Origin of the sequence: Pseudorhodoferax sp. Leaf274 (genome assembly GCF_001422445.1) — a bacterium.
Lineage (GTDB): Bacteria > Pseudomonadota > Gammaproteobacteria > Burkholderiales > Burkholderiaceae_C > Pseudorhodoferax.
On record NZ_LMNA01000006.1, the window covers coordinates 166,348 to 188,641 of the forward strand.

Below are 22,294 nucleotides of genomic sequence, written 5' to 3' on the forward strand. Positions count from 1 at the left end.
GCCAGGCGCAGCGGCGCCAGGGAACGGTCAGCCGCGCACGACCGCGTTCTCGAGCTGGCCCATGGCCTGGCGCACGGCGCCCAGCCGGGCATCCTGCGTGCGCGCGGCCTGGACGATGCCGTCCATGATGTCGCTGGCGCGGCCGGCGGCCTGCTGCATCTGCTGGATGGCGCGGCCGGTGTCGTGCACGCGTGCGTTGCCGGTCAGCACGCTTTGCGCCGAGGCGCCGATCACCGTCTTGATCTCGCGGGCCGCGTCGGCGCTGCGCCGTGCCAGGTTGCGCACCTCGCCAGCGACCACGGCGAAGCCGCGGCCCTGCTCGCCCGCGCGCGCAGCCTCCACGGCAGCGTTCAGCGCCAGCAGGTTGGTCTGGAACGCGATGCCGTCGATCAGGCCCACCATCTCGCCGATGCGGCGCGAATCGGCGCTGATCTGCTCCATGCTCTGCACGGCGCTGCCAATGGCCTGGTCGCCGGCCAGCGCCGCCGCCGCCACATCGCGCGTGTGGGCGTGGGCGCCGTGCGCGCGCTCGGCGCCGTCGCGCACCAGTTGCTGCAGCTGCTCGAACGCCTGTTGCACCAGGCGCGTGGCCTCGAACCGCGCCGTGATGTCGGTGGCGTACTTGACGACCTTGAACGGCTGGCCGGACTGGTTCACCACGGGGCTGTAGTTGGCCTCGATCCACACGTCGTTGCCCTGGCGGCCGATGCGGCGGAACTGGCCGCGGTGGTGTTCGCCCGCGGCCAGCCGGTTCCAGAACGCGGCGTACTCGCGCGAGGCACGCTCCTGCGGCGCCACGAACATGCTGTGGTGGCGCCCGACCAGTTCGTCCTCCGACGCATAGCCCATGGCATCGAGGAAGTTGCGGTTGCAGCGCAGGATGTGGCCGTCCAGCGTGAACTCGATGACGGCCTGGGCCCGGCCCACGGCGGCGAGCTGGCTGGTCGCCTCGGCATCGCGCAGCACCTCGGCCGAGATGTCCATCGCGTACTTGACGACCCGCACCACGCGGCCCGACCGGTCCAGCACCGGGCTGTAGTTGGCCTGCAGCCAGACCTCCTGGCCGGCGCCGGTCAGGCGCTTGCAGCGGCCGACGAAGGCCTCGCCACGGCGCAGCCGCTCCCAGAACTGGCCGTAGGCCCGTTCGTCGTGCTCCGCCATGTCCAGGAAGATGCGGTGGTGCTGGCCGCGCAGCGCGTCCAGGCTGTAGCCCATCAAGGCCAGGAACTGGGCATTGGCCTTGCGCACCCGCCCGTCCGGATCGAACTCGACCACCGCCTGGTTGCCGTACAGCGCCTGCAGCTGCCGCCGCGCACGGGCGCCGCGGCCGGGAAGGATCGAGGACAGTGCACGCAACGGATTCATGGGGAGTTCCTTGGAACAGGCGGGCCGACGGTTCGGCGAAACGGAATCCCTGGATTGTGGCTGTCATGCACGGAAAACAAGCCAATCTTTTCTCAGATTGGCATTGCAATAGATGCGAATGGACGCAGAAGCAACACCGTTTCCGGACGCTGCCGCTCCTGCGCCGCGGTCAGGCCGCCTTCCAGAAGATGTAGTCGGCCTGGTAGGGCACGGTCACGCGCTGGCCCTTGCCGGACGCCGTGCACGCCATGGTGGTGGGCGCCACGCCGCCTTGCAGGGCCACGCGCTGGATGTAGGTCACGCCGGTCATGGCGCCGGTGCCCATCGCGGGATTGGCCTTGACCAGCTGGTACGGCAGGCTGGTGGGGCCCGAAGGTGCCACGGCCAGCTGCGTGGCCGTGAGCTTGGAGCCGTCGCTGGACTCCCAGGTGGCCGGCGGGCCGTAGTAGCGGCCGACCTGCTTGCCGGCGCGGTCCATCAGCCTGGCCTCCGGACCGACGAAGGTCCACTCGACCTGGCCCGGCATGCCGGCCTTGTCGCGGCATTCGTACAGGATCTCGCCCTTGCCGACGGTCTCCAGCGCCACCCGGTTGCCGGCCGGCACCTGGATGCTGGCCGGCAGGCCGGCCTGCGAGAACGCCATGCCTGCGGGACCGGACATGGAGCCGCAGGCCGCGAGCAGCGCGGCGGCGGAAACGGCCAGGCCGGCGGTGGCGAAACGGGTCGTGGGGTGGATGCGCATGGGGACTCTCTCCTGTGGGTTGAACGTGCAAGCCACTACTGGCGGGCGGGCGCCCTGGATGCAGCGCAATTGCAACAATTTGTCAGGGCATCGCGGGCTCCGGCGATGGGTCCGCCACTGAACTTCGCCTGCCGAACCGCATCGCACCCGGGACCATGCCGCGCTCCCCGCACCACCTCCCCGACCCGCCGCCAGGCCCACCGTCCACCGCCCGCCGCGCGCTGCTGCGCGCGGCCGCGGCCTGCCTGTCGCTGTCCCTGGTGCGGCCCGCCGGCGCCCAGGCCACGCCGGCCGCGTTGCTGACGCGGCCTGTGCCCTCCAGCGGCGATGCGCTGCCCGTGGTCGGCCTGGGCAGCTGGATCACCTTCAACGTGGGCGACGACCCGCAGGGCCGCGCGGCGGCCGCGGCCGTGGTGCAGGCGTTCTTCGCCGCGGGCGGCCGGCTGATCGATTCCTCGCCCATGTACGGTTCGGCCCAGCAGGTGATCGGCCATGCCCTGGCCGGGTTGCAGCAGCCGCCGCTGTACGCGGCCGACAAGGTATGGACCCGTGGCGCGGCGCGCGGCGCCGACCAGATCGCGGCTTCGCAGGCCCACTGGCGGCTGGCGCGGCCGTTCGACCTGCTGCAGGTGCACAACCTGCTGGACTGGGAGACGCAGCTGCCGCGCCTGTTCGAGATGAAGGCCGCCGGCCGGCTGCGGCACGTGGGCATCACCACCTCCGAGGGGCGCCGCCACCGGGAGTTCGAAGCCATCATGGACCGCCACCCGCTGGACTTCGTGCAGTTCAGCTACAACCTGCTCGACCGCGAGGCCGAGCAGCGCCTGCTGCCGCTGGCGGCCGAGCGCGGCATCGCCGTGCTGGTCAACAGGCCGTTCCGCCAGGGTGCGTTGCTGCAGCAGCTGCAGCGCCACCCGCTGCCCGGCTGGGCCGCCGAGATCGGCTGCCGCCACTGGGCCCAGGTGGCGCTCAAGTTCGTGGTGTCGCACCCGGCCGTGACCTGCGCCATTCCCGCGACCAGCCAAGTCGCGCACCTGCGCCAGAACATGGATGCCGCGCGCGGCCCGCTGCCCGACGCGGCCCTGCGCCGGCGCATGGCCGGGCACGTGGCGGCGCTGTAGGCCGCGCATGTCAGAGTGGTGGACCTACCGGCTCGAGGACTTCCTCATGTTCGCGCCGGCGACCTACGAGCGCCTGTTCGCGCTCTACAACGCGCAGGTGTGGCCGGCGCAGCTGGTGGCGTTGCCGCTGGGCATCCTGGTGCTGTGGCTGCTGGCGCGCCGGCCGGCCCGCTGGCGCCTGGCCTGCGCGATCGTCGCCGCGGGCTGGCTGTGGACGGCCTGGGCCTTCCACTGGCGGCGCTATGCCGGCATCCACAGCGCGGCGCCCTGGTTCGCCGCGGGCTTTGCGCTGCAGGCGCTGGCGCTGGCCTGGATCGCGCGGCCCGCCAGCCGCTGGCGCGTGCAGGCCGCGGCCGGCTGGCCGCGCGCCCTTGGGCTCGGCCTGCTGGCCTGCGCCGTGCTGCTGCAGCCGGTGGCCGAACTGCTGCCGCAGCGCCCCTGGCAGCAGGCGGCGCTGTTCGGCCTCACACCCGACGCCACGGCCGTCGGCACGCTGGGCCTGCTGGTGCTGCTGCAGCGCCCGGGCCCGGCGCCCTGGCAGGCCGCGGCCTGGCTGGGGCCGCTGCTGTGGTGCGCCGCCAGCGCAGCCACGCTGTGGACGCTGGCCATGCCGGCCTGGTGGTGGCTGGCCGGCGCGCCGGTGCTGGCCCTGGTGGCTGCGGCCGGCAGGAACACGGCCGGCCTGCGGTAGATTGCCCCGCCTGCGGCCTGCCGGCCGCGCCCTCTCCTGCAAGGAACCCATGCTCGGCTCCCAACTCGTCGTCCGCGCGCTCGCGCGCCAGGGCGTCACCACCGTCTTCAGCCTGTCGGGCAACCAGATCATGCCGGTCTACGATGCCTGCATCGACGCCGGCATCCGCATCGTCCACGTGCGCCACGAGGCCGCGGCCGTCTTCATGGCCGATGCCTGGGCCCAGGTCACGGGCGGTGTCGGCGTGGCCCTGCTGACGGCCGGCCCCGGCCTGGCCAATGGCGTCGCGCCGCTGATGTCGGCGCTGCACGCCGAAAGCCCGGTGCTGCTGCTGTCCGGCGACGCGCCGCTGGCCGAGGACGGCCTGGGCGCGTTCCAGGCGCTCGACCAGCCCGGCATGACGCGCCCCGTGACCAAGGCCGCGCGCCGCGTGGGCACGCTGGACGAACTGGCCGGCGCCGTCGACGGCGCCATCGCCCTGGCGCTGGCCCCGCGCCGCGGGCCGGTGCACCTGGCGCTGCCGTTCGACCTGCTGACGGCCGACAGCGGGCTGGCCGACCTGCCGCCCCTGCCCGCGGCCGCACCGCCCCCCAACGCCGACGCCGCCACCGTCGGCACGCTGGCCACGCTGCTGGCCCAGGCACGCAGCCCGCTCGTGCTGGCCGGCCCGGACGCCGCGCGCGCGCACCGGCATGCGGCCTGGCTCGCGCGTGGCGAACGCCTGGCCGCGCCGGTGCTCTGCCTGGAAAGCCCGCGCGGCCTGCGCGACCCCTCGCTGGGCGCCGCCGCCCAATGCCTGGCCGGCGCCGACCTGCTGGTGCTGGCCGGCAAGCCGCTGGACTTCACGCTGGGGTTCGGGCGCACCAGCGTGTTCGGGCCGCAGGCCCGCGTGGCCGTGCTCGACCCGGACCCGGCCCTGGTCGAGCGCGCCCGCCACCTGCTCGGCGAACGGCTGGCGCTGGCCTGCGTGTGCGAGCCCGGTGCCGCGCTCGACGCGGCGGCCGACCGTGCCGAACGCACCGCCCCCGCGCCCGAACGCAGCGCCTGGCTGCGCCAGGTGGCGGCCGCGCGGGCCACGCGCGTGCAGGCCGGGCACCCCACCGCCGCCGACGCGCGCATCGGCTCGCGCGCGCTGTGCGAAGAAGTGCAGCGCTTCCTCGCCACCGCGCACGAACCCATCGTGGTCTGCGACGGCGGCGAGTTCGGCCAGTGGGCCCAGGCCTTCTGCACGGCCGGCGTGCGCATCGTCAACGGCGTGGCAGGCGCGATCGGCGGCGGGCTGTGCCAGGCCATCGCCGCCAAGATCGCGCGGCCCGAGGCAACGGTGGTGGTGCTGATGGGCGACGGCACGGCCGGCTTTCATCTCATGGAGCTGGACACGGCCGTGCGCGCGTCCGCCCCGGTCATCGCGGTGATCGGCAACGACCTGCGCTGGAACGCCGAGCACCAGATCCAGCTGCGCAGCTACGGGCCCGGGCGCCTGGTCGGCTGCCAGCTGGCCGACAGCGCGCGCTACCACGCGGTGGCGCAGGCGCTGGGCGGCTTCGGGCTGGCGGTGCGGGAGGCCGGCGAGATCGCAGGCGCCCTGCGCCAGGCCCTGGCCAGCGGGCTTCCCGCCTGCATCGACGTGGCCATCGACGGCCAGCCGGCGCCGGTGTTCGGCGCGCTGGCCGGCCAAGCCACGGGCCATTGAGATGGGCATGCACATCCGCCCCTATCGCGAAGCCGACGAAGCCGCCGTCGTCTCGCTCTGGCAGGCCTGCGGCCTGACCCGCCCCTGGAACGACCCGCACAAGGACATCGCGCGCAAGCTCACGGTGCAGCGCGAGCTGTTCCTCGTGGGCGAACTGGAAGGTTGCATCGTCGCCAGCGTGATGGCCGGCTTCGACGGCCACCGCGGCTGGGTCAACTACCTGGCCGTGGCGCCGCAGCTGCAAGGCCAGGGGCACGGCGCGGCGCTGATGCAGCGGATCGAGGAGCGCTTCCTCGCGCTGGGCTGCCCCAAGGTGAGCCTGCTCGTGCGCTCGACCAACAGCGCCGTGCTGGCGTTCTACCGCCGGCTGGGCTATGCGGTGGACGACGCCGTGCCGCTGGGCAAGCGGCTGATCCCCGACGCGCCTGCGCCCTGAGCCCCGCCATGGCCCGGGGCACAATCCGCGCCCCATGCCCGCGCCCGCCCTGCTGCCCCGCCCCACCGCCCTGCTGCTGCTGTCGGCCATTGCCTGCTGCTTCGCCGGCAACCACGTGGCCGCGCGGCTCGCGTTCGACGACGGCGCCGGCGTGCTGACGGCCGTGTTGTGCCGCGCGGGCACCGCGCTCGTGGTGCTGGGGGCCTTGGTCGCCTGGCGGCGCGAACGCCTGGCGCTGCCGGCGGGCACGCGCGGCTGGCAGCTGCTGCTGGGCCTGCTGATCGCGGTGCAGAGCCTGTGCCTCTACTCGGCCGTGGCCCGCATCCCGGTGGCGCTGGCGCTGCTGCTGGGCAACACCTTCCCGGTGCTGCTGGCGCTGCTCACCTGGGCCTGCGGCGGCCCGGCACCGACGCGCCGCGCCAGCCTGGTCATGGGCGTGGTGCTGGCCGGCCTGCTGCTGGCCCTGAACGTGCCGGCGCGGCTGCAAGAGGCCCGTGCGGGCACCGGCGGCATCGCCTGGGGGGCCGGCGTGGCCTTCGCGCTGACGGCGGCCTCGGTGTTCGCCTGCGCGCTGTGGGTCACCGACCGCAAGCTCGCCGCGCTGCCGGGCACGGTGCGCAGCTTCTACACCATGCTCACGGTCTGCAGCAGCCTGGCCATCGCCGGCGCGGGGGGCGCCGTGCCGGGCGGCATGGCCTGGCCGCAGCACGGCCAGGGCTGGGCCGGCCTGGCCGTGCTGATGCTGCTGTACACCGCCGGTTTCACGCTGTTGTTCGTGACCGTGCCGCGGCTGGACATGGCACGCAACGCGCCCATGATGAACGTGGAGCCCATCGCCACGCTGTTCATCGGCTGGGCCGTGCTGGGCCAGTGGCTGGCGCCGATCCAGCTCGCCGGCACGGCGGTGGTGCTGGCCGGCATCGTGCTGCTCTCGCGCGGTCGGCGTTGACCGACAGCGCGCGGCGGCCGGACAGGGCAAGATCGGCGCGTCCATGCAGCAAGCACCGCCATCCGCCAGCGGCATCCACACCGAGCCCGCCAGCCGCCATGCCGCGGCCGAACGCCACCCGCCGCCGGACACGCATTCGCCGGCCGACCGCTACGAAGAACTGTTCGTGGCGGTGCAGCGCGAGGCCGTGTTCGCCGACAGCAAGACCTTTCCCGACTGCGCACCGCGGGGCGCGCCGCAGCAGATCCTCGCGGCCTACCGGCAGGCCTGCGCCGCGCCGGGCTTCGACCTGCGCGCCTTCGTCGCCGCGCATTTCACGCCGCAACGGCCGGCACTGGCTGGCCCGGACCATGCGCCGGCACGGGCCGGCGAGGCCCAGGCGCCGACGGAGGACCTGCGCGGCCACATCGACGGGCTGTGGGACGCGCTCACGCGCCACCCCGACCAGCACCCGCACCGCGGCTCGCTGCTGGCCCTGCCGCACCCTTATGTGGTGCCGGGCGGGCGCTTCGTCGAGATGTACTACTGGGATTCGTACTTCACCATGCTGGGCCTGGCGGCCAGCGGCCACACGCAGCTGCTGCATGCGATGACCGACAACTTCGCCTACCTGATCGACCGCTTCGGCCACGTGCCCAACGGCACGCGCACCTACTACCTGAGCCGCTCGCAGCCGCCGCTGTTCGCCTGCATGGCAGAACTCTGCGAGGGCTGCGGCGGCCAGGGCGCGCTGCGCTACCTGCCCCAGCTGCTGCGCGAGCATGCCTTCTGGATGGACGGCGCCGCGGCGCTGGCGCCGGGCCAGGCGCACCGGCGCGTGGTGCGCCTGTCCGATGGCGCGCTGCTCAACCGCTACTGGGACGACCGCGACCAGCCGCGCGAGGAGGCCTGGCGCGAGGACGTGGCCACCGCCGCGGCCGCGCCGCAGCGCCCGGCGGGCGAGGTGTTCCGCGACCTGCGCGCCGCCGCCGAATCGGGCTGGGACTTCAGCAGCCGCTGGCTGGGCGCGCCGCCGCCAGGCAGCGACCGGCTGCAGGCCCTGGCCACCATCCGCACCACGCGGATCCTGCCGGTGGACCTCAACGCGCTGCTGCACAAGCTGGAGAGCCGCATCGCGCAGCTGGCGGCGCAGGCCGGCGACGCCGCCACCGCGCGCCGCCACCAGGCGCTGGCCGATGCGCGCCACGCGGCCATGGACCGCTGGCTCTGGAACGAGCAGGCCGGTGCCTGGCTCGACCTGGACTGGCCCGAAGAAACACCGCGCACCGCATTGCACGCGGCCACCGCCACGCCGCTGTTCACGCACACCGCCAGCCCCGCGCAGGCACGGCGCCTGGCCGACACGCTGGCGCACAGCCTGCTCGTGGCCGGCGGCCTGGCCACCACCGAGCGGCAAAGCGCCGAGCAGTGGGACCGGCCGAACGGCTGGGCGCCGCTGCAGTGGATGGCGGTGCAGGGGCTGGCCGCCTACGGCTGCGAGCGACTGGCCGGCGAGATCCGCGCGCGCTGGCTGCGCACCGTGGAGGCGGTCTACCGGCGCGAGCACCGGCTCGTGGAGAAGTACGCACTGCACGCGCATCCGCAGGCCCGCGGCGGCAGCGGCGGCGAGTACCCGCTGCAGGACGGCTTCGGCTGGACCAACGGCGTCACGCGCCAGTGGCTCTGAGCGGTTGCCGGGCCGGCTACGATCGCCCCCCATGCCGCACGACCAAGACACGCCCCGCGTCGCCCTGTACTGGGATTTCGAGAATCTGCACGCGGGCCTGGTGGAGGCGCGCTCCGGCGAAGGCCACTATGCCAGGCCCGATGTGCGCTTCAGGCTGCAGGAGCCGCTGGTGGATGTGGCGGCGGTCACCGCGGCCGCGGCCGCGCAGGGCCCGCTGGCGATCCACCGCGCCTACTGCAACTGGCAGTTCTTCAGCCGCTACCGCGACGCGCTGATGCAGGCCGGCATCGACCTCGTGCAGATGTTCCCGCCCGGCGGCGCGGCCAAGAACGGCGCCGACATCCGGCTGAGCCTGGACGCGATGGAAGACCTCGCGCGCTTTCCCCACATCCGCACCGTGGTGGTGGTGGGCGGCGACAGCGACTTCCTGCCGCTGGCACAGAAGATCCACGCCGCCGGCCGCCGGCTGGTCGGCGTGGGCACGCGGCCCAACACCAACCGGCACTGGGCCAGCAGCTGCGACGCCTTCCTCTGGTACGAAGACCTGGCCGGCGACGGCACGCCCGCGGCGCCGGAAGCCCCGGCCTGCTGAGGGCCGCGCCCACCAGCGGCGAGAACGCCACTCCTATACTGGAATCGATGCACCAGCCTGCCCCCATGGCCCCCACCGACGTGCGCATGCGCGGCTTCACGCAGCGCACCGAGGTGCAGGCGGCCATCGCGTGGATCGACGCGCACACGCCCTGCCTGCCCGCTGAATCCGTGGCGCTCGAAGACGCCACCGGGCGGGTGCTCGTGCAGGACGTCGTCGCCCCCATCGACGTGCCCGAGTTCGACCGCGCAGCCATGGACGGCTATGCGCTGCGCGGCGGCGAGACCACGGGCGCCGGCGCGTACAACCCGCTGGAGTTCGCCGTGGTGGGCCAGGCCTCGCCCGGCCGGCCGTTCGACGGGCCGGTGCCGGTGGGCTGCGCCATCCGCATCATGACCGGCGCGCCGGTGCCCGCGGGGCTGGACGCCGTGCTGCCCGCCGAGTACGCGAGCGAGACCGCCGGGCGCGTGGCCATCGCGCAGCCGGTGGCGCCAGGGCAGCACGTGGGCCGCATGGGCGAGGACATCGCCCGCGGCAGCACGGTGCTCGCCGCGGGCCGGCGGCTGCGGCCGCAGGACACGGGCCTCGCCGCCTCGCTGGGCTTGGCGCAGGTGCAGGCGGTGCGCCAGCCGCGCGTGCGGCTGCTCGTCACGGGCAACGAGGTGCGCGCGCCCGGCCAGGCCAAGGGCCCGCACGAGATCTACGACGCGAACTCCATGACGCTGCGGGGCCTGGTGGCGCGCGATGGCGGCCTGCTCGAGTCGCACCAGCGGCTGGGCGACGACGCGCAGCAGATCGCGCAGGCCATGGCCGCGCCCGGCGCCGATGTGGTGCTGGTCTCGGGCGGCTCCAGCGTCGGCGCCGAAGACCATGCGCCGCGCCTGCTCGCCAGCCTGGGCGAGCTGGCGATCCACGGCATCGCGATGCGCCCCTCCAGCCCGGCCGGCATGGGCCGCATCGGCGGGGCGCTGTCGTTCCTGCTGCCGGGCAACCCGGTGTCCTGCCTGTGCGCCTACGACTTCTTCGCCGGACGTGCGATCCGCCGCATCGGCGGCCGGCCGGGCGACTGGCCCTACCGCGCCGTGCAGGCCCTGCTCGCGCGCAAGATCGTCTCGCAGGTCGGCCGCGTCGACTACGTGCGCGTGCGCATCGGCAGCGACGGCGTGGAGCCCATCGCGCTGTCGGGCGCCTCGGTGCTGAGCTCGACGACGCGGGCCGACGGCTTCGTCGTCGTGCCCGCCGAGAGCGAAGGCCAGGCCCCTGGCACCGAAGTGACGGTGCACCTCTACGCATGACCTTGAAAGCCCAATCGCAATTCCTGCAGGTCGTCACGCGCGACGAAGCCGAGCGCCGCTTCCGCGCGCACCTGACGCTGGTGCCGCTGGGCAGCGAGTCCGTCGCGCTGCATGGCGCGCTGGGCCGGGTGCTGGCCGAGGACGTGGTGGCCGCCGTCGACGTGCCGGGCTTCGACCGCTCCAACGTGGACGGCTTCGCGCTGCGCGCCGCCGACACCTGGGGCGCGATGGAAGAGGAGCCGCGCCCGCTGTCGCCCACGGCCGAGACCCTGGCGCCGGGCATGGTGCCGCGGTTCGAAGTGGCGGCCGGCACGGCCACACCCATCGCCACGGGCGGCATGCTGCCGCGCGGCGCCGATGCGGTGGTGATGGTCGAGCACACCGACATGGAAGGCGGCAGCGTGCTGGTGCGCCGCGCGGCCACGGCCGGCGAGAACGTGAGCTACGCCGGCACCGACATCGCGCGCGGCGAGACCGTGCTGCGCGCGGGCCAGCCGCTGAGTTCGCGCGAGATCGGCGTGCTCGCGGCGCTGGGCCTGGCCCAGGTGCAGGTGTGCCGCCAGCCGCGCGTGGCGATCTTCTCCACCGGCAACGAGATCGTGGCGCCCGGCTCGCCGCTGCCCGTGGGCGCGGTGTACGACTCCAACGCCGCCATCCTCGCGGCCGCGGTCGAGGAGCTCGGCGGCGTGCCGGTGCGCCTGGGCGTGGTCCCGGACGACGAGGCGCAGCTGTCGGCCGCGCTGCGCCAGGGCCTGGCGTGCGACGCCGTGGTCTTCTCCGGCGGCACGTCCAAGGGCGAGGGCGATCTGTCCTACCGCGTCGTGGCCGCCTTGCAGGACCCCGGCGTGGTCGCGCATGGGGTGGCGCTCAAGCCCGGCAAGCCGGTGTGCCTGGCCGTGACGCAGGGCAAGCCGGTGGTGATCCTGCCGGGCTTTCCGACCTCGGCGGTGTTCACCTTCCACGAGTTCCTGGCGCCCGTGGTCCGCGCCTTCGCGGGCCGCCCGCCCGAGCAGCGCCAGCTGGTCGATGCGACGCTGCCCATGCGCGTGAACTCCGAGCGTGGCCGCACCGAATACCTGCTCGTGGGCCTGGTGCCCTCCGCGCACGGGCTGGCCGCCTACCCCATGGGCAAGGGCTCCGGCTCGGTCACCACCTTCAGCAGCGCCGACGGCTTCATCACCATCGGCCAGCACACCGAGATCGTCGACGCGGGCGCGCCCGTGCAGGTGCAGCTGCTCGGCCAGGGGCTTCAGGCCGCGGACCTGATCCTGGTGGGCAGCCACTGCGTCGGCCTGGACTGGCTGACCGGCGAACTGGTACGCCAGGGCCTGCGCGTGAAGGCCATGAGCGTGGGCAGCACGGGCGGACTGATGGCGGCCAGGCGCGGCGAGTGCGACCTGGGCGGCATCCACCTCATGGACCCGGCCACGGGCACCTACAACACCCATCTGCTCACGCCGGCGCTGGAGCTGGTCGCGGGCTACGGCCGCATGCAGGGCATCGTGTACCGCCGCGGGGATGCGCGTTTCGAGGGCCGCGACGCGGCCACGGCCATCGCCACCGCCCGCACCGATGCCGGCTGCGCGATGGTCAACCGCAACGCCGGCAGCGGCACGCGCATCCTGGTCGACCGGCTGCTCGGCGGCGCGCAGCCCGCGGGCTATGGGGTGCAGACCAAGTCGCACAACGCCGTGGCGGTGGCCGTGGCGCAACAGCGCGCCGACTGGGGCGTGGCCATCGACACGGTGGCGCGGCAGTACGGGCTGGGCTTCATCCCGGTGCAGGAGGAGCGCTACGACTTCGTGCTGCCCCGGGACCGGCTGGCGCGGGCGCCGGTGCAGGCCTTCCTCGCACTGCTGCGCTCGGACGCAGCGCGCACCGCGCTGCGCGGGCTGGGCTTTCGCGTCGATCCGGGCGGCTGACACAGTGGCGCCTATGCAGCGCCGTTCATATCGCGCAGAGGAAGGCAGGCCACCAGAATCGGCCCTCCTCTTGCTTCCCAAGGCACCGCCCCGATGCTGCTGCGCAAACGACTCCTGCTGATCGCCCTGCCCGCCACCTTGCTCGCCTGCGCCGTGCAGGCACAGGACAGGTTCATCGTGCTGGCCTCGACCACCTCGACCGAGCAGTCCGGCCTGTTCAAGCACCTGCTGCCGCAGTTCACGCAGTCCACCGGCACCGCCGTGCGCGTGGTGGCCGTCGGCACGGGCCAGGCGCTGGACATGGCGCGCCGCGGTGATGCCGACGCGCTGTTCGTGCACGACCAGCCGGCCGAGGAGAAGTTCGTGGCCGAGGGCTTCGGCCTGGAGCGCCGCCCGGTCATGTACAACGACTTCGTGCTGATCGGCCCCAAGTCCGATCCGGCCGGCGTGCGCGGCAACGACATCGCCGCCGCGCTCAAGCGGCTGGGCGAGAAGGGCGCCAGCTTCGTCTCGCGCGGCGACAAGAGCGGCACCCACTCGGCCGAGCTGCGCCAGTGGAAGCTGGCCGGCATCGACCTGGCCAGCGCCAAGCCCGCCGGCTACAAGGAGTGCGGCTGCGGCATGGGGCCGGCGCTCAACATCGCCGCCTCGACCAACGCCTACGTGCTGTCCGACCGCGGCACCTGGCTCAACTTCAAAAACCGGGCCGACCTGGGCATCGTGGTCGAAGGCGACAGGCAGCTGTTCAACCAGTACGGCGTGATCGTGGTGAACCCCGCCAGGCACCCGCATGCGAAGAAGGACCTGGCGCAGGGCTTCGCCGACTGGGTGGTCTCGGCCGCGGGCCAGGCCGCCATCGCCTCCTACACCATCGGCGGCGAGCAGCTGTTCTTCCCGAACGCGGGCCCGTGACGGCGGGCGGCCGCGGCGGCCATGGGACACTGGGTGCATCCAGCACCACCTGCCCATGCCTTCCTCCCGCCGCGGCATCCACCTGCGCTACACCTTCGAGACCGCCGATGCCGGCAGCCAGCAGCGCGCCGAGATCGAGAACCCCTTGTTCGACCTGCTCTCGGCCCTGCAGGCCCAGGGCTCCATCAGCGCCGCCGCCCGCGCGCAGAACACCTCCTACCGCCATGCCTGGGGCTCGCTCAAGCACTGGGAAGAGGTGCTGGGCGCGCCGCTGGTGCTCTGGGGCCAGGGCCGGCATGCGCGGCTGACACCGTTCGCGCAGCGCCTGCTGTGGGCCGAGCGCCAGGCACGCGTGCGCATGACCCCGCATGTGGAAGCGCTGCGTGCCGAACTCGCGCGCGTGTTCGCGCTGGCCGACGACGCCACGTTGCAGGTGCTGGAGATCTTCGCCAGCCACGACCTCGGCCTGCCGCGCCTGCAGGCCCTGGCCGAGGCGCACGACGGGCTGCACATCGGCCTGCGCTTCGCCGGCAGCCAGGAGGCACTGCGCGCGCTGAACGAGGGCCGCTGCCGCGTCGCCGGCTTCCATGTGGCGCGGGACGCGGCGCCGGACAGCGTGATGGCCCGCGCGCTGCGGCCGCTGCTGCAGCCTGGCGAGCACAAGCTGATCGGCAGCCATTGGCGGCGCCAGGGCTGGATCTGGCGCCCCGGCGAGGAGCGGCCCGCCAGCATCGCCGCGTTGCGCACGGGCCGCTGGCGCTTCGTCTCGCGCCAGCCGTCCTCGGGCACGCGGCTGCTGACGGACCACCTGCTCGCGCAGGGCGGCGTGGCGCCCGACGAAGTGCCGGGCTACACCAGCTGCATGGAAGACACCCATGTGGCGGTGGCCGCGGCCATCGGCAGCGGCGCGGCGGACGTGGGCATCGGCATCGAGGCCGCCGCGGCCGAGGCGGGCCTGTCCTTCGCGCCCCTGGTCGACGAGAACTACCACCTGCTGTGCCGCAAGGAAGACCTGGAAACGCCGCCGCTGCGCGCGCTGCGCCAGCGCCTGGCCTCGCCGGCCTGGGCCGAGGCGCTGGCCCGGCTGCCGGGCTACGGCGTGGAGCGGCCGGGCGAGGTGCTGGCGCTGACCAGGGCGCTGCCGTGGTGGCGCTACGCGCGGCCGAAGACGTGAGGCTCAGCGCTGCAGCTGCTGCAGCTCCTGCACCGTGTTGGCGTTGAAGAAGGCGGCCGCATCGTCGAACGGCACCTCGACCTTGCGGTGCCGGCTGGCCCACTTGTCGAACTTGCGCTCGCCCGCGTGCAGGAAGGCCACCAGGCTCTCGACCAGGTCGGTGCGCAGCAGGCAAAACACCGGCTGGGCCCGCAGCTGGCCCTCCTCCTGCGTGGCCACCATGGCGATCTCGGCGTCCTGCGACGCGGCGGCCGCGGCCAGGCGTTCGACGAAGTCGGTGGGGAACTGCGGCGTGTCGCAGGGCACCGTGACCAGCCACGGCGTCTCGGCATGCTCCAGGCCCGTCAGCAGGCCGGCCAGCGGGCCGGCATAGCCTTCCACCGAATCGGGCCAGACCGGCGCGCCCATGGCCTCGTAGGCCGACAGGTTGCGGTTGGCGCTGAGCATGCTCATGCCGACCTGGGGTTGCAGCCGCAGCAAGGCGTGCAGCGCCAGCGGCAGGCCGCGGTGGTTCTGCAGCCCCTTGTCGACGCCGCCCATGCGGCTGCCGCGGCCGCCGGCCAGCACCAGGCCGGTGATGTCTTCGCGTGCGATGGTGTTCATGTCTCGATGAGGTCGAAGGCCTGCGTCTCGACCTGGACGAAGGCCAGTGTCATGGCCGCGATGGCGCGCCACAGCCGGGCCGCGGACTGGGCATCCACGGCCTGGCACAGCGGTTCGATCCAGGGCTGCACGTGGGCGCGGAAGAAGCGGCGCTGCCGTGCCAGATCGCCTGCCGCGACGCCCTCGCCCGCGATCAGGTAGCGCATGACTTCCAGCACGTAGGACACATGGTCCTCGGTCTCGAACTGCGCGGCATCGCGCGTGAGGCCCAGCGCCGCGAGATCCTCGCGCAGCCGGGCCAGCGGCTTCTCGTTGACGAAGCCCGCGAGGTAGAACGAGGCATAGGCGAACACCTCGGGCTTGCCGACGCCCTGGAACAGCGCGGCGAACTCCTCCTGGCCGGACGCAGGCGTGGTGGCGCGCATCTGCGCGACCAAGTCCTGCCAGGGGCCTTCGAGGAAGCTGCCGGGCTCCGGTGCCTCGGTCACGGCGTGCTGGAACTGGGCCAGCAGACCCTCGTCCGGCGGCGCGAGCCACAGGCGGGCCAACAGGCCGTAGAGCTCGGCGCGCGCGATTTCTTCGCTGAAGGTCTCGGTGGTCACAGGTCGGTGATGCGTTGTTCGTTGGGATTGGAATACATGTCGACGACGCGGCAGTCGCTGCACATCTTGAGCCGCTCGGCCGCCGCACCCTGGAACGCCGCATGGCCGGCCAGCTTGGCAAGCATGGTCTCGATGGCGCGCAGCGTGCCGAACGGCTTGGCGCAGCGCACGCAGTGGAAGGGCTGGGCCTCGTGCAGCACCCGTGCCTGGGCACGCGCGCGGCCGCCATCGGCGGTGAGCAAGCGCGGCTCGAGGCGGATCGCATCCTCCGGGCAGGTGGTCTGGCACAGGCCGCACTGCACGCAGCTCTTCTCGGTGAACCGGATCTGCGGCTGCTCGGGGTTGTCGGACAGTGCCTGCGACGGGCAGGCCCCCACGCAGGCCAGGCACAGCGTGCACTTGGCCGCATCGATGCGCAGGCTGCCGTACAGCGCGCCGCGCGTGGGCAGCGCGATGGCCTCGGGCATGGCCGCGGCCTGCGGCCGGTGCGCCTGCAGGTGGGCCAGCGCCAGCTCGAGCGTGTTGCGCTTGTCGGGCTGGACCACGAAGCTGGCGGCCTGGGCCACGCCCTGGGCCGGGGGCGCACGCAGGGCCTCGTCCAGCGCGGCCATGTCGCCGGCCTGCACCAGGCGGAAGTGCGTGCCCGCGTAGCCCAGGCCATGCACGATGGCCTGGGCCTGCGCCATCTGGTCGGCCAGCGCCTGCAGGTACTGCGGCGCCTCGGTCGTGCCGGTCAGCACCCAGACCTGGTTGGCGCCCTGGGCGAAGGCGGCCAGCCAGACATCCAGACCCACGCTGGCGCTGTGCCACAGCGCCAGCGGCAGCACGCGCGCCGGCACGCCACGCGCCCGGCCCGTGCTGGCCGCGCGGCCCAGCGCGCCGATGCGGGCGCTGCCCTCTTCCTGGCTGTGCAGCAGCAGCGCGGCGTCGCGCCCCCCGGCCGCGGCATAGGTGCGCAGCAGCGTGCGCACGCGCTTGCCCAGGTCGGCCGGCGATGGGTAGGCAAAGCCCAGTGCGCCGCTGGGGCAGACGGTGCTGCAGGCGCCGCAGCCCACGCACAGGTGCGGCTCGACCACGATGCCCGCGGTGGGGTGGCCAACGCTGCCGCGCCCGCGCGCCGCGGTCTTGCCCTTGAGCGAGGCGTCGGAACGGATGGCCTGGGCCGAGCACACGTCGATGCAGGCCGAGCAGCCGATCTGCTGGTTGCGGGTATGGGCGCACAGCCGCTGCTCGTAGCGGAAGAACTTGGGTTTCTCGAACTCGCCGACCAGCGCGCGCAGCTGCAGCACGGCCTGCGCGAGCGGCATGGCCGGCGGCACGTGGAAGTAGCCCTGCGGCGGCTGGTGCATGGCCAGGGCCGGCGTGTCGCCGAGGTCCAGCACGAGGTCGAAGCGGCCCTCTTCGCTGCGCGCGCCGCGTTCGAAGTCGATCGCGCCGGCGGCATGGCAGGCGGCCACGCAGTCGCGGTGCGCCGTGCAGCGCGCCAGGTCGACCTGGTAGCCGAAGTCGATGGCGCCCTCGGGGCAGGCCGCGATGCAGGAATTGCAGCGCGTGCACAGGTCCAGGTCGATCGGGTTGGCGCTGTCCCAGCCCGCCTCGAAGGCGCCCAGCCAACCCGCCAGGCGCGTGAGGCGGCCCCGCAGCACGACGCGCTCGTGCGCCTGGGCCAGCTCGCCGCGGTCGACCAGCAAGGTGAGGTCCAGCGCGTCGCCGAGCAGCGCGGCCGCGGCCTCGGCGCGCTCGCCCGGCCCCACCACGAGGCAGCGCCCGGCCGAGCGGTAGCCCACCGTCGCGACCGGTTCGGGCGGCGGCAGCTGGGCCGCGGCGATCAGCGCGGCCAGCTTGGGGGTGGCCTGCGCGCCATCGCGCGACCAGCCGCCGGTCTCGCGCAGGTTGAAGAAGCGGATGGGGCGCTCGTCCACCGAGGGTGCGCCCTCGGTCTGGCCGGCCAGCTCCAGGAACAGGCGGCTTTCCTGGGTGCAGCCGACCAGCAGGTCTTCGCCGGATTTCGCGGCGCGCTGGAAGGCCGGCGCCTCGCGCCGGCACAACACCGAATGGGCTTCGTGGATGCCGTCAGCACTGGCCCCTGGCGTCGCCGCCAGCGCCCGGCTCAGCGCCGGGCGGTCCAGGGTCATGGTGCGATTGCAATCGCAGATCAGGGTCTTCATCGTGGGGTTCCGTCGCGGCCGCCGGGGTGCCGGCCTGTTCGGCTTGGGGCTCGGGCTGGACCAGGCCGAGGTAGGCGGCCTGCGCCATCTGGCGCAGCATGGCTGCGGGCAGGGGGTCGGGCTTGTTGTAGTCGTCGATGTAGGTGTCCAGCCCATCCATCACGTTGAAGTGCGGATCGCTGAACAGCTTCTTGAGCGCGGCGTTGCGCACCTCGCCGCTGACCTCGGGCGCGACGAAGCGCGAGAAGTCGGAGTCGCGCGTCAGCTGCGTCACGTCGTCCAGCGTGGGGAGCGGCGGCGCGGCGCGTTCTGCCGGCGCCTCGGCGGGCGCCGGCTGCGCACCGGCGGACACCACGGGCACGGCGGCGGGCACGGGCACCGGTGCATCGGCCGGCACCGCATCCTGCCGCGCCTGCACCTTGCGGCGCGACCAGCGCGAGAGAAAGCCGCTGTCCTGCGCCATGGCTCAGCGCCGCGCTTCGGGCGCCACGAACGAGGCCGGGCGCTTGCGCCGCTTGGGTTCGGGGCGGTAGTGGGCGTTGACGAAATCCTGCAGCGCCGCGCGCACGCTTTCATCGAGCGGGCAGTTGTCGACCCGCTCCTGCGCGTCGAGCCAGCGGCCCGCCTCGTTGTAGGAGAGCGTCACGATCTCGGGCCATGCCCGCGAAGGGTCGGCGTGGTCGGTGCGCCACATCACGAACCACACCGGCGTGCCCGAACTGAGGTTGAGGTAGTAGCCCTCGGCCTCGTCGCGGAACAGCGTCACGGGCAGGTCGGGGAACAGCCATTGGGCGCACTGGCCGTCGTCGCGCAGCAGCCGGGGGGCGTTGCCGAAGCCCCCGTCGTCGAGCACGACCTCGGCGATGCGAAAGCGCCAATCCTCCCAGCGGCTGGGCTCGCGCAGGCGGTCGATGCGCACGGCAACGCGCAGGCTGGGGGGGCTATCGCTCGAGAACACCGTGGGGCAACTCCGCGCCGCTGGGCGGCTTGTTCGGGGCAGTTTAGCCCTCGCTCCCCGGGCACCACAGATGGGGGCAATCCCGAGCATGGGGGAATAGCGGCCCCGCTTATGCTTGCTCGGTAATATGTATGCCGCGCCGGCGACCGTGCCGGAAAGAGGTTAGCCAGATGTCCAAGCCAAACCCTTCGCGCGATACGCGCCAGCATGCCCTGTCGCGCCGCACCGTGTTCGCCGGTGCCGGCGTCGCGGGCGCAGCCGCCACGGCCGCCGCAGTCCTGCCGGGCGTGGCTCGCCAGGCGAGCCCGGCACCTTCCGTCCCGTCCACCACGCCGCCGGCCACCAGCGGCTACCAGCTGACGGAGCACGTCAAGCGCTACTACCAGACCGCCAGGGTCTGAGCACGCGAGGACCCAGCCATGTTGCTCACCCGCAAGTCCCATCCCGGTCCCGCGGCCCCGGTGTCCTCCGGCCTGGTGACGCACCTGGCGCGCGGACTCGCGCATGCCGTGCCCACCATCGACCGCCGGGCCTTCCTGCGCCGCTCCGGCCTGGGTGTCGGCGCCGGCATCGCGGCATCGCAGCTGACCCTGGTCAAGAAGGTCGAGGCCGCGGCGGAAGCCCCGGCCACGGGCAAGGGCAAGGTCGAGGTCAAGCGCACCGTCTGCGGCCACTGCTCGGTGGGCTGCGCCGTCGATGCCGTGGTCGAGAACGGCGTGTGGGTGCGCCAGGAGCCGGTGTTCGACTCGCCCATCAACATGGGCGCACATTGCGCCAAGGGCGCGGCGCTGCGCGAGCACGGGCATGGCGAGTTCCGCTTGAAGTACCCGATGAAGCTCGTCAACGGCAAGTACGAGCGCATCGGCTGGGACCAGGCGCTGAGCGAGGTCAGCGCCAAGCTGCTGGAGCTCAAGAAGGCCAGCGGCCCCGATTCCATCTTCATCGTCGGCTCGTCCAAGCACAACAACGAGCAGGCCTACCTGCTGCGCAAGTGGCTGTCGTTCTGGGGCAGCAACAACACCGACCACCAGGCGCGCATCTGCCACAGCACCACGGTGGCGGGCGTCGCCAACACCTGGGGGTATGGCGCGATGACCAACTCCTACAACGACATGCAGAACGCCAAGGCGGCGCTGTACATCGGCTCCAACGCGGCCGAGGCGCACCCGGTGTCGATGCTGCACCTGCTGCACGCCAAGGAGACGGGCTGCAAGGTGATCGTGGTCGATCCGCGATTCACGCGCACGGCGGCCAAGGCCGACGAGTACGTGCGCATCCGCTCGGGCACCGACATCGCCTTCGTGTTCGGCGTGCTGTACCAGGTGTTCAAGAACGGCTGGGAAGACAAGAAGTACCTCGAGGACCGCGTCTACGGCATGCAGCAGGTGCGCGACGAGGTGCTCGCCAAGTGGACGCCGGACAAGGTGCAGGAGGTCTGCGGCGTCGACGAGGCCACCACGCTCAAGGTCGCCAGGATCATGGCCGAGAACCGGCCCAGCACGCTGGTGTGGTGCATGGGGCAGACGCAGCACACCATCGGCAACGCCATGGTGCGCGCCTCGTGCATCCTGCAACTGGCGCTGGGCAACATCGGCAAGTCGGGCGGCGGCGCCAACATCTTCCGCGGCCACGACAACGTGCAGGGCGCCACCGACGTCGGCCCCAACCCCGATTCGCTGCCCGGCTACTACGGCCTGGCCGAGGGTTCGTTCAAGCACTTCGCCGCCACCTGGGGCGTGGACTTCGAGTGGATCAAGCAGCAGTACGCGCCCGGCATGATGACCAAGCCCGGCATGACGGTGTCGCGCTGGATCGACGGCGTGCTCGAGAAGAACGAACTGATCGACCAGGACAGCAACCTGCGCGGCCTGGTGTTCTGGGGCCATGCGCCCAACTCGCAGACGCGCGGCCTGGAGATGAAGACGGCGCTGGACAAGCTCGACCTGCTGGTCGTGGTCGACCCGTTCCCGAGCGCCACGGCCGCGATGGCGGCCATGCCCGGCAAGGCCGGCGACCTGAACCCCAACCGCGCCGTCTACCTGCTGCCGGCGACCACGCAGTTCGAGACCAGCGGCTCGTGCACGGCCTCGAACCGCTCGGTGCAGTGGCGCGAGAAGGTCATCGAGCCGCTGTGGGAGAGCCGCAGCGACCACATGATCATGTACCAGCTGGCCGAGAAGCTGAGCTTCGGCAAGGAACTGGTCAAGAACTACAAGCTGCAGAAGGTCAAGGGCATGGACGAGCCCGTGCCCGAGGACATCCTGCGCGAGATCAACAAGTGCGTCTGGACCATCGGCTACACCGGCCAGAGCCCCGAGCGGCTGAAGGCGCACATGCGCAACATGAACGTCTTCGACGTGAAGACCTTGCGCGCCAAGGGCGGCATCGACAAGGAGACCGGCTACGTGCTGGACGGCGACTACTTCGGCCTGCCCTGGCCCTGCTGGGGCACGCCCGAGATGAAGCACCCCGGCACGGCCAACCTGTACGACACCAGCCAGCACGTGATGGACGGCGGGGGCAACTTCCGCGCGAACTTCGGCGTGGAGCGCGAGGGCGTCTCGCTGCTGGCCGCCGACGGTTCGCACAGCAAGGGCGCGGACCTCACCACCGGCTACCCCGAGTTCGACCACCTGCTGCTCAAGAAGCTGGGCTGGTGGGGCGAGCTCAGCGAGGCCGAGCAGAAGGCCGCCGAGGGCAAGAACTGGAAGACCGACCCCACCGGTGCCATCATCCGCGTGACCATGAAGAACCATGGCTGCCACCCGTTCGGCAACGCCAAGGCGCGCGCCGTGGTCTGGAACTTTCCCGACCCGATTCCGCAGCACCGCGAACCGCTGTACAGCACGCGCGCCGACCTCGTCGCCAAGTACCCGACCCACGACGACAAGAAGACCTTCTGGCGCCTGCCCACGCTCTACAAGACCGTGCAGGAGCAGAACAAGGACATCGGCAAGACCTTCCCGCTGGTCATGACCTCGGGCCGGCTGGTCGAGTACGAGGGCGGCGGCGAGGAGACCCGCTCCAACCCCTGGCTGGCCGAGCTGCAGCAGGAGATGTTCGTCGAGATCAACCCGCGCGCCGCCAACGACCGCGGCATCCGCAACGGCGACCACGTCTGGGTCAAGACCCCGCCGATGGCCGCGCTGCCCGACTTCAAGGGCCTGAAGGTGCGCGCCATGGTCACCGAGCGCGTGGACGCGGGCACCGTGTTCCTGCCCTTCCACTTCTCGGGCCGTTGGGGCGGCATCGACCTGGCCAAGTACTACCCCGAGGGCGCGATGCCCATCGTGCGGGGCGAGGCGATCAACACCGCCACCACCTACGGCTACGACAGCGTCACGATGATGCAGGAAACCAAGACCACCGTGTGCCAGATCGAGAAGGCCGCATAAGGAGACCCCA

General features: G+C 72.7%; 20 protein-coding genes. 13 read left to right on the forward strand and 7 right to left on the reverse strand.

Annotated elements, in window-relative coordinates:
- Positions 1-27: 27 nt before the first annotated feature.
- Positions 28-1,356: a PAS domain-containing methyl-accepting chemotaxis protein gene (locus ASF44_RS33155; RefSeq protein ID WP_056899309.1), complete on the reverse strand. Its 1,329-nt coding sequence runs from the start codon at positions 1,354-1,356 to the stop codon at positions 28-30.
- A 178-nt stretch (positions 1,357-1,534) separates the two neighbouring features.
- The gene (locus ASF44_RS11035; protein ID WP_056899264.1) at positions 1,535-2,107 is read right to left on the reverse strand and encodes a DUF3455 domain-containing protein; all 573 of its coding nucleotides are present in this window, start codon (positions 2,105-2,107) and stop codon (positions 1,535-1,537) included.
- 155 nt (positions 2,108-2,262) lie between these two features.
- On the opposite strand from ASF44_RS11035, the gene ASF44_RS11040 reads away from it, so the two are divergent.
- The 11 genes from ASF44_RS11040 to ASF44_RS11090 all read left to right on the forward strand — a co-directional run bounded on the left by ASF44_RS11040 (position 2,263) and on the right by ASF44_RS11090 (position 14,558).
- Positions 2,263-3,228, forward strand: coding sequence for an aldo/keto reductase (locus tag ASF44_RS11040; RefSeq protein ID WP_056899265.1), 966 nt, complete (start codon positions 2,263-2,265; stop codon positions 3,226-3,228).
- Positions 3,229-3,235: 7 nt separating this feature from the next.
- Positions 3,236-3,919: a DUF6064 family protein gene (locus tag ASF44_RS11045; protein WP_156374449.1), complete on the forward strand. Its 684-nt coding sequence runs from the start codon at positions 3,236-3,238 to the stop codon at positions 3,917-3,919.
- A gap of 49 nt (positions 3,920-3,968) precedes the next feature.
- Positions 3,969-5,612 (forward strand): thiamine pyrophosphate-binding protein, encoded by a 1,644-nt coding sequence (locus ASF44_RS11050; RefSeq protein ID WP_056899267.1) that lies wholly within the window; start codon positions 3,969-3,971, stop codon positions 5,610-5,612.
- Between the two features lie 7 nt (positions 5,613-5,619).
- Positions 5,620-6,048, forward strand: coding sequence for a GNAT family acetyltransferase (locus ASF44_RS11055; protein ID WP_082524689.1), 429 nt, complete (start codon positions 5,620-5,622; stop codon positions 6,046-6,048).
- Positions 6,049-6,082: 34 nt separating this feature from the next.
- Positions 6,083-6,997 carry a DMT family transporter gene (locus ASF44_RS11060; RefSeq protein ID WP_056899269.1) on the forward strand — a complete coding sequence of 305 codons (915 nt, stop codon included), beginning with the start codon at positions 6,083-6,085 and terminating at the stop codon, positions 6,995-6,997.
- A gap of 43 nt (positions 6,998-7,040) precedes the next feature.
- Positions 7,041-8,663 carry an alpha,alpha-trehalase TreF gene (gene treF / locus ASF44_RS11065; protein WP_082524681.1) on the forward strand — a complete coding sequence of 541 codons (1,623 nt, stop codon included), beginning with the start codon at positions 7,041-7,043 and terminating at the stop codon, positions 8,661-8,663.
- A gap of 31 nt (positions 8,664-8,694) precedes the next feature.
- A complete protein-coding gene (locus ASF44_RS11070; protein ID WP_056899270.1) occupies positions 8,695-9,255 on the forward strand; it encodes an NYN domain-containing protein in 561 nt (186 codons plus the stop codon).
- 65 nt (positions 9,256-9,320) lie between these two features.
- Positions 9,321-10,550 (forward strand): gephyrin-like molybdotransferase Glp, encoded by a 1,230-nt coding sequence (gene glp, locus ASF44_RS11075; protein ID WP_235579190.1) that lies wholly within the window; start codon positions 9,321-9,323, stop codon positions 10,548-10,550.
- Entirely contained in the window at positions 10,547-12,472 is a 1,926-nt protein-coding gene (locus ASF44_RS11080; protein ID WP_056899272.1) for a molybdopterin biosynthesis protein, read from the forward strand. Before glp ends, ASF44_RS11080 begins: the two co-directional genes overlap by 4 nt.
- Before the next feature lie 93 nt (positions 12,473-12,565).
- Positions 12,566-13,384, forward strand: a complete 819-nt coding sequence (locus ASF44_RS11085; RefSeq protein ID WP_056899273.1) for a substrate-binding domain-containing protein — start codon at positions 12,566-12,568, stop codon at positions 13,382-13,384.
- Between the two features lie 55 nt (positions 13,385-13,439).
- A complete protein-coding gene (locus ASF44_RS11090) occupies positions 13,440-14,558 on the forward strand; it encodes a substrate-binding domain-containing protein (protein WP_056899274.1) in 1,119 nt (372 codons plus the stop codon).
- Positions 14,559-14,561: 3 nt separating this feature from the next.
- On the opposite strand, the gene mobA is transcribed toward ASF44_RS11090, so the two are convergent.
- Genes mobA through ASF44_RS11115 form a run of 5 tightly spaced genes read right to left on the reverse strand, consistent with a single transcriptional unit; the run spans position 14,562 to position 18,889 of the window.
- The gene (gene mobA / locus ASF44_RS11095) at positions 14,562-15,161 is read right to left on the reverse strand and encodes a molybdenum cofactor guanylyltransferase MobA (RefSeq protein WP_056899275.1); all 600 of its coding nucleotides are present in this window, start codon (positions 15,159-15,161) and stop codon (positions 14,562-14,564) included.
- Positions 15,158-15,763: a molecular chaperone gene (locus ASF44_RS11100; protein ID WP_056899276.1), complete on the reverse strand. Its 606-nt coding sequence runs from the start codon at positions 15,761-15,763 to the stop codon at positions 15,158-15,160. The genes mobA and ASF44_RS11100 overlap by 4 nt, the downstream gene beginning before the upstream one ends.
- Positions 15,760-17,931, reverse strand: a complete 2,172-nt coding sequence (locus ASF44_RS11105) for a 4Fe-4S binding protein (RefSeq protein WP_082524682.1) — start codon at positions 17,929-17,931, stop codon at positions 15,760-15,762. Before ASF44_RS11105 ends, ASF44_RS11100 begins: the two co-directional genes overlap by 4 nt.
- Positions 17,837-18,394, reverse strand: a complete 558-nt coding sequence (locus ASF44_RS11110; RefSeq protein ID WP_056899278.1) for a DUF3306 domain-containing protein — start codon at positions 18,392-18,394, stop codon at positions 17,837-17,839. Before ASF44_RS11110 ends, ASF44_RS11105 begins: the two co-directional genes overlap by 95 nt.
- A 3-nt stretch (positions 18,395-18,397) precedes the next feature.
- Positions 18,398-18,889, reverse strand: a complete 492-nt coding sequence (locus ASF44_RS11115; protein ID WP_056899279.1) for a DUF3305 domain-containing protein — start codon at positions 18,887-18,889, stop codon at positions 18,398-18,400.
- Positions 18,890-19,059: 170 nt separating this feature from the next.
- Between ASF44_RS11115 and ASF44_RS11120 the strand changes: the two genes are divergently transcribed.
- Positions 19,060-19,290: a hypothetical protein gene (locus ASF44_RS11120; RefSeq protein ID WP_056899280.1), complete on the forward strand. Its 231-nt coding sequence runs from the start codon at positions 19,060-19,062 to the stop codon at positions 19,288-19,290.
- Positions 19,291-19,308: 18 nt separating this feature from the next.
- Positions 19,309-22,284 (forward strand): formate dehydrogenase subunit alpha, encoded by a 2,976-nt coding sequence (locus tag ASF44_RS11125; protein WP_056899281.1) that lies wholly within the window; start codon positions 19,309-19,311, stop codon positions 22,282-22,284.
- The last annotated feature ends 10 nt before the right edge of the window (positions 22,285-22,294 follow it).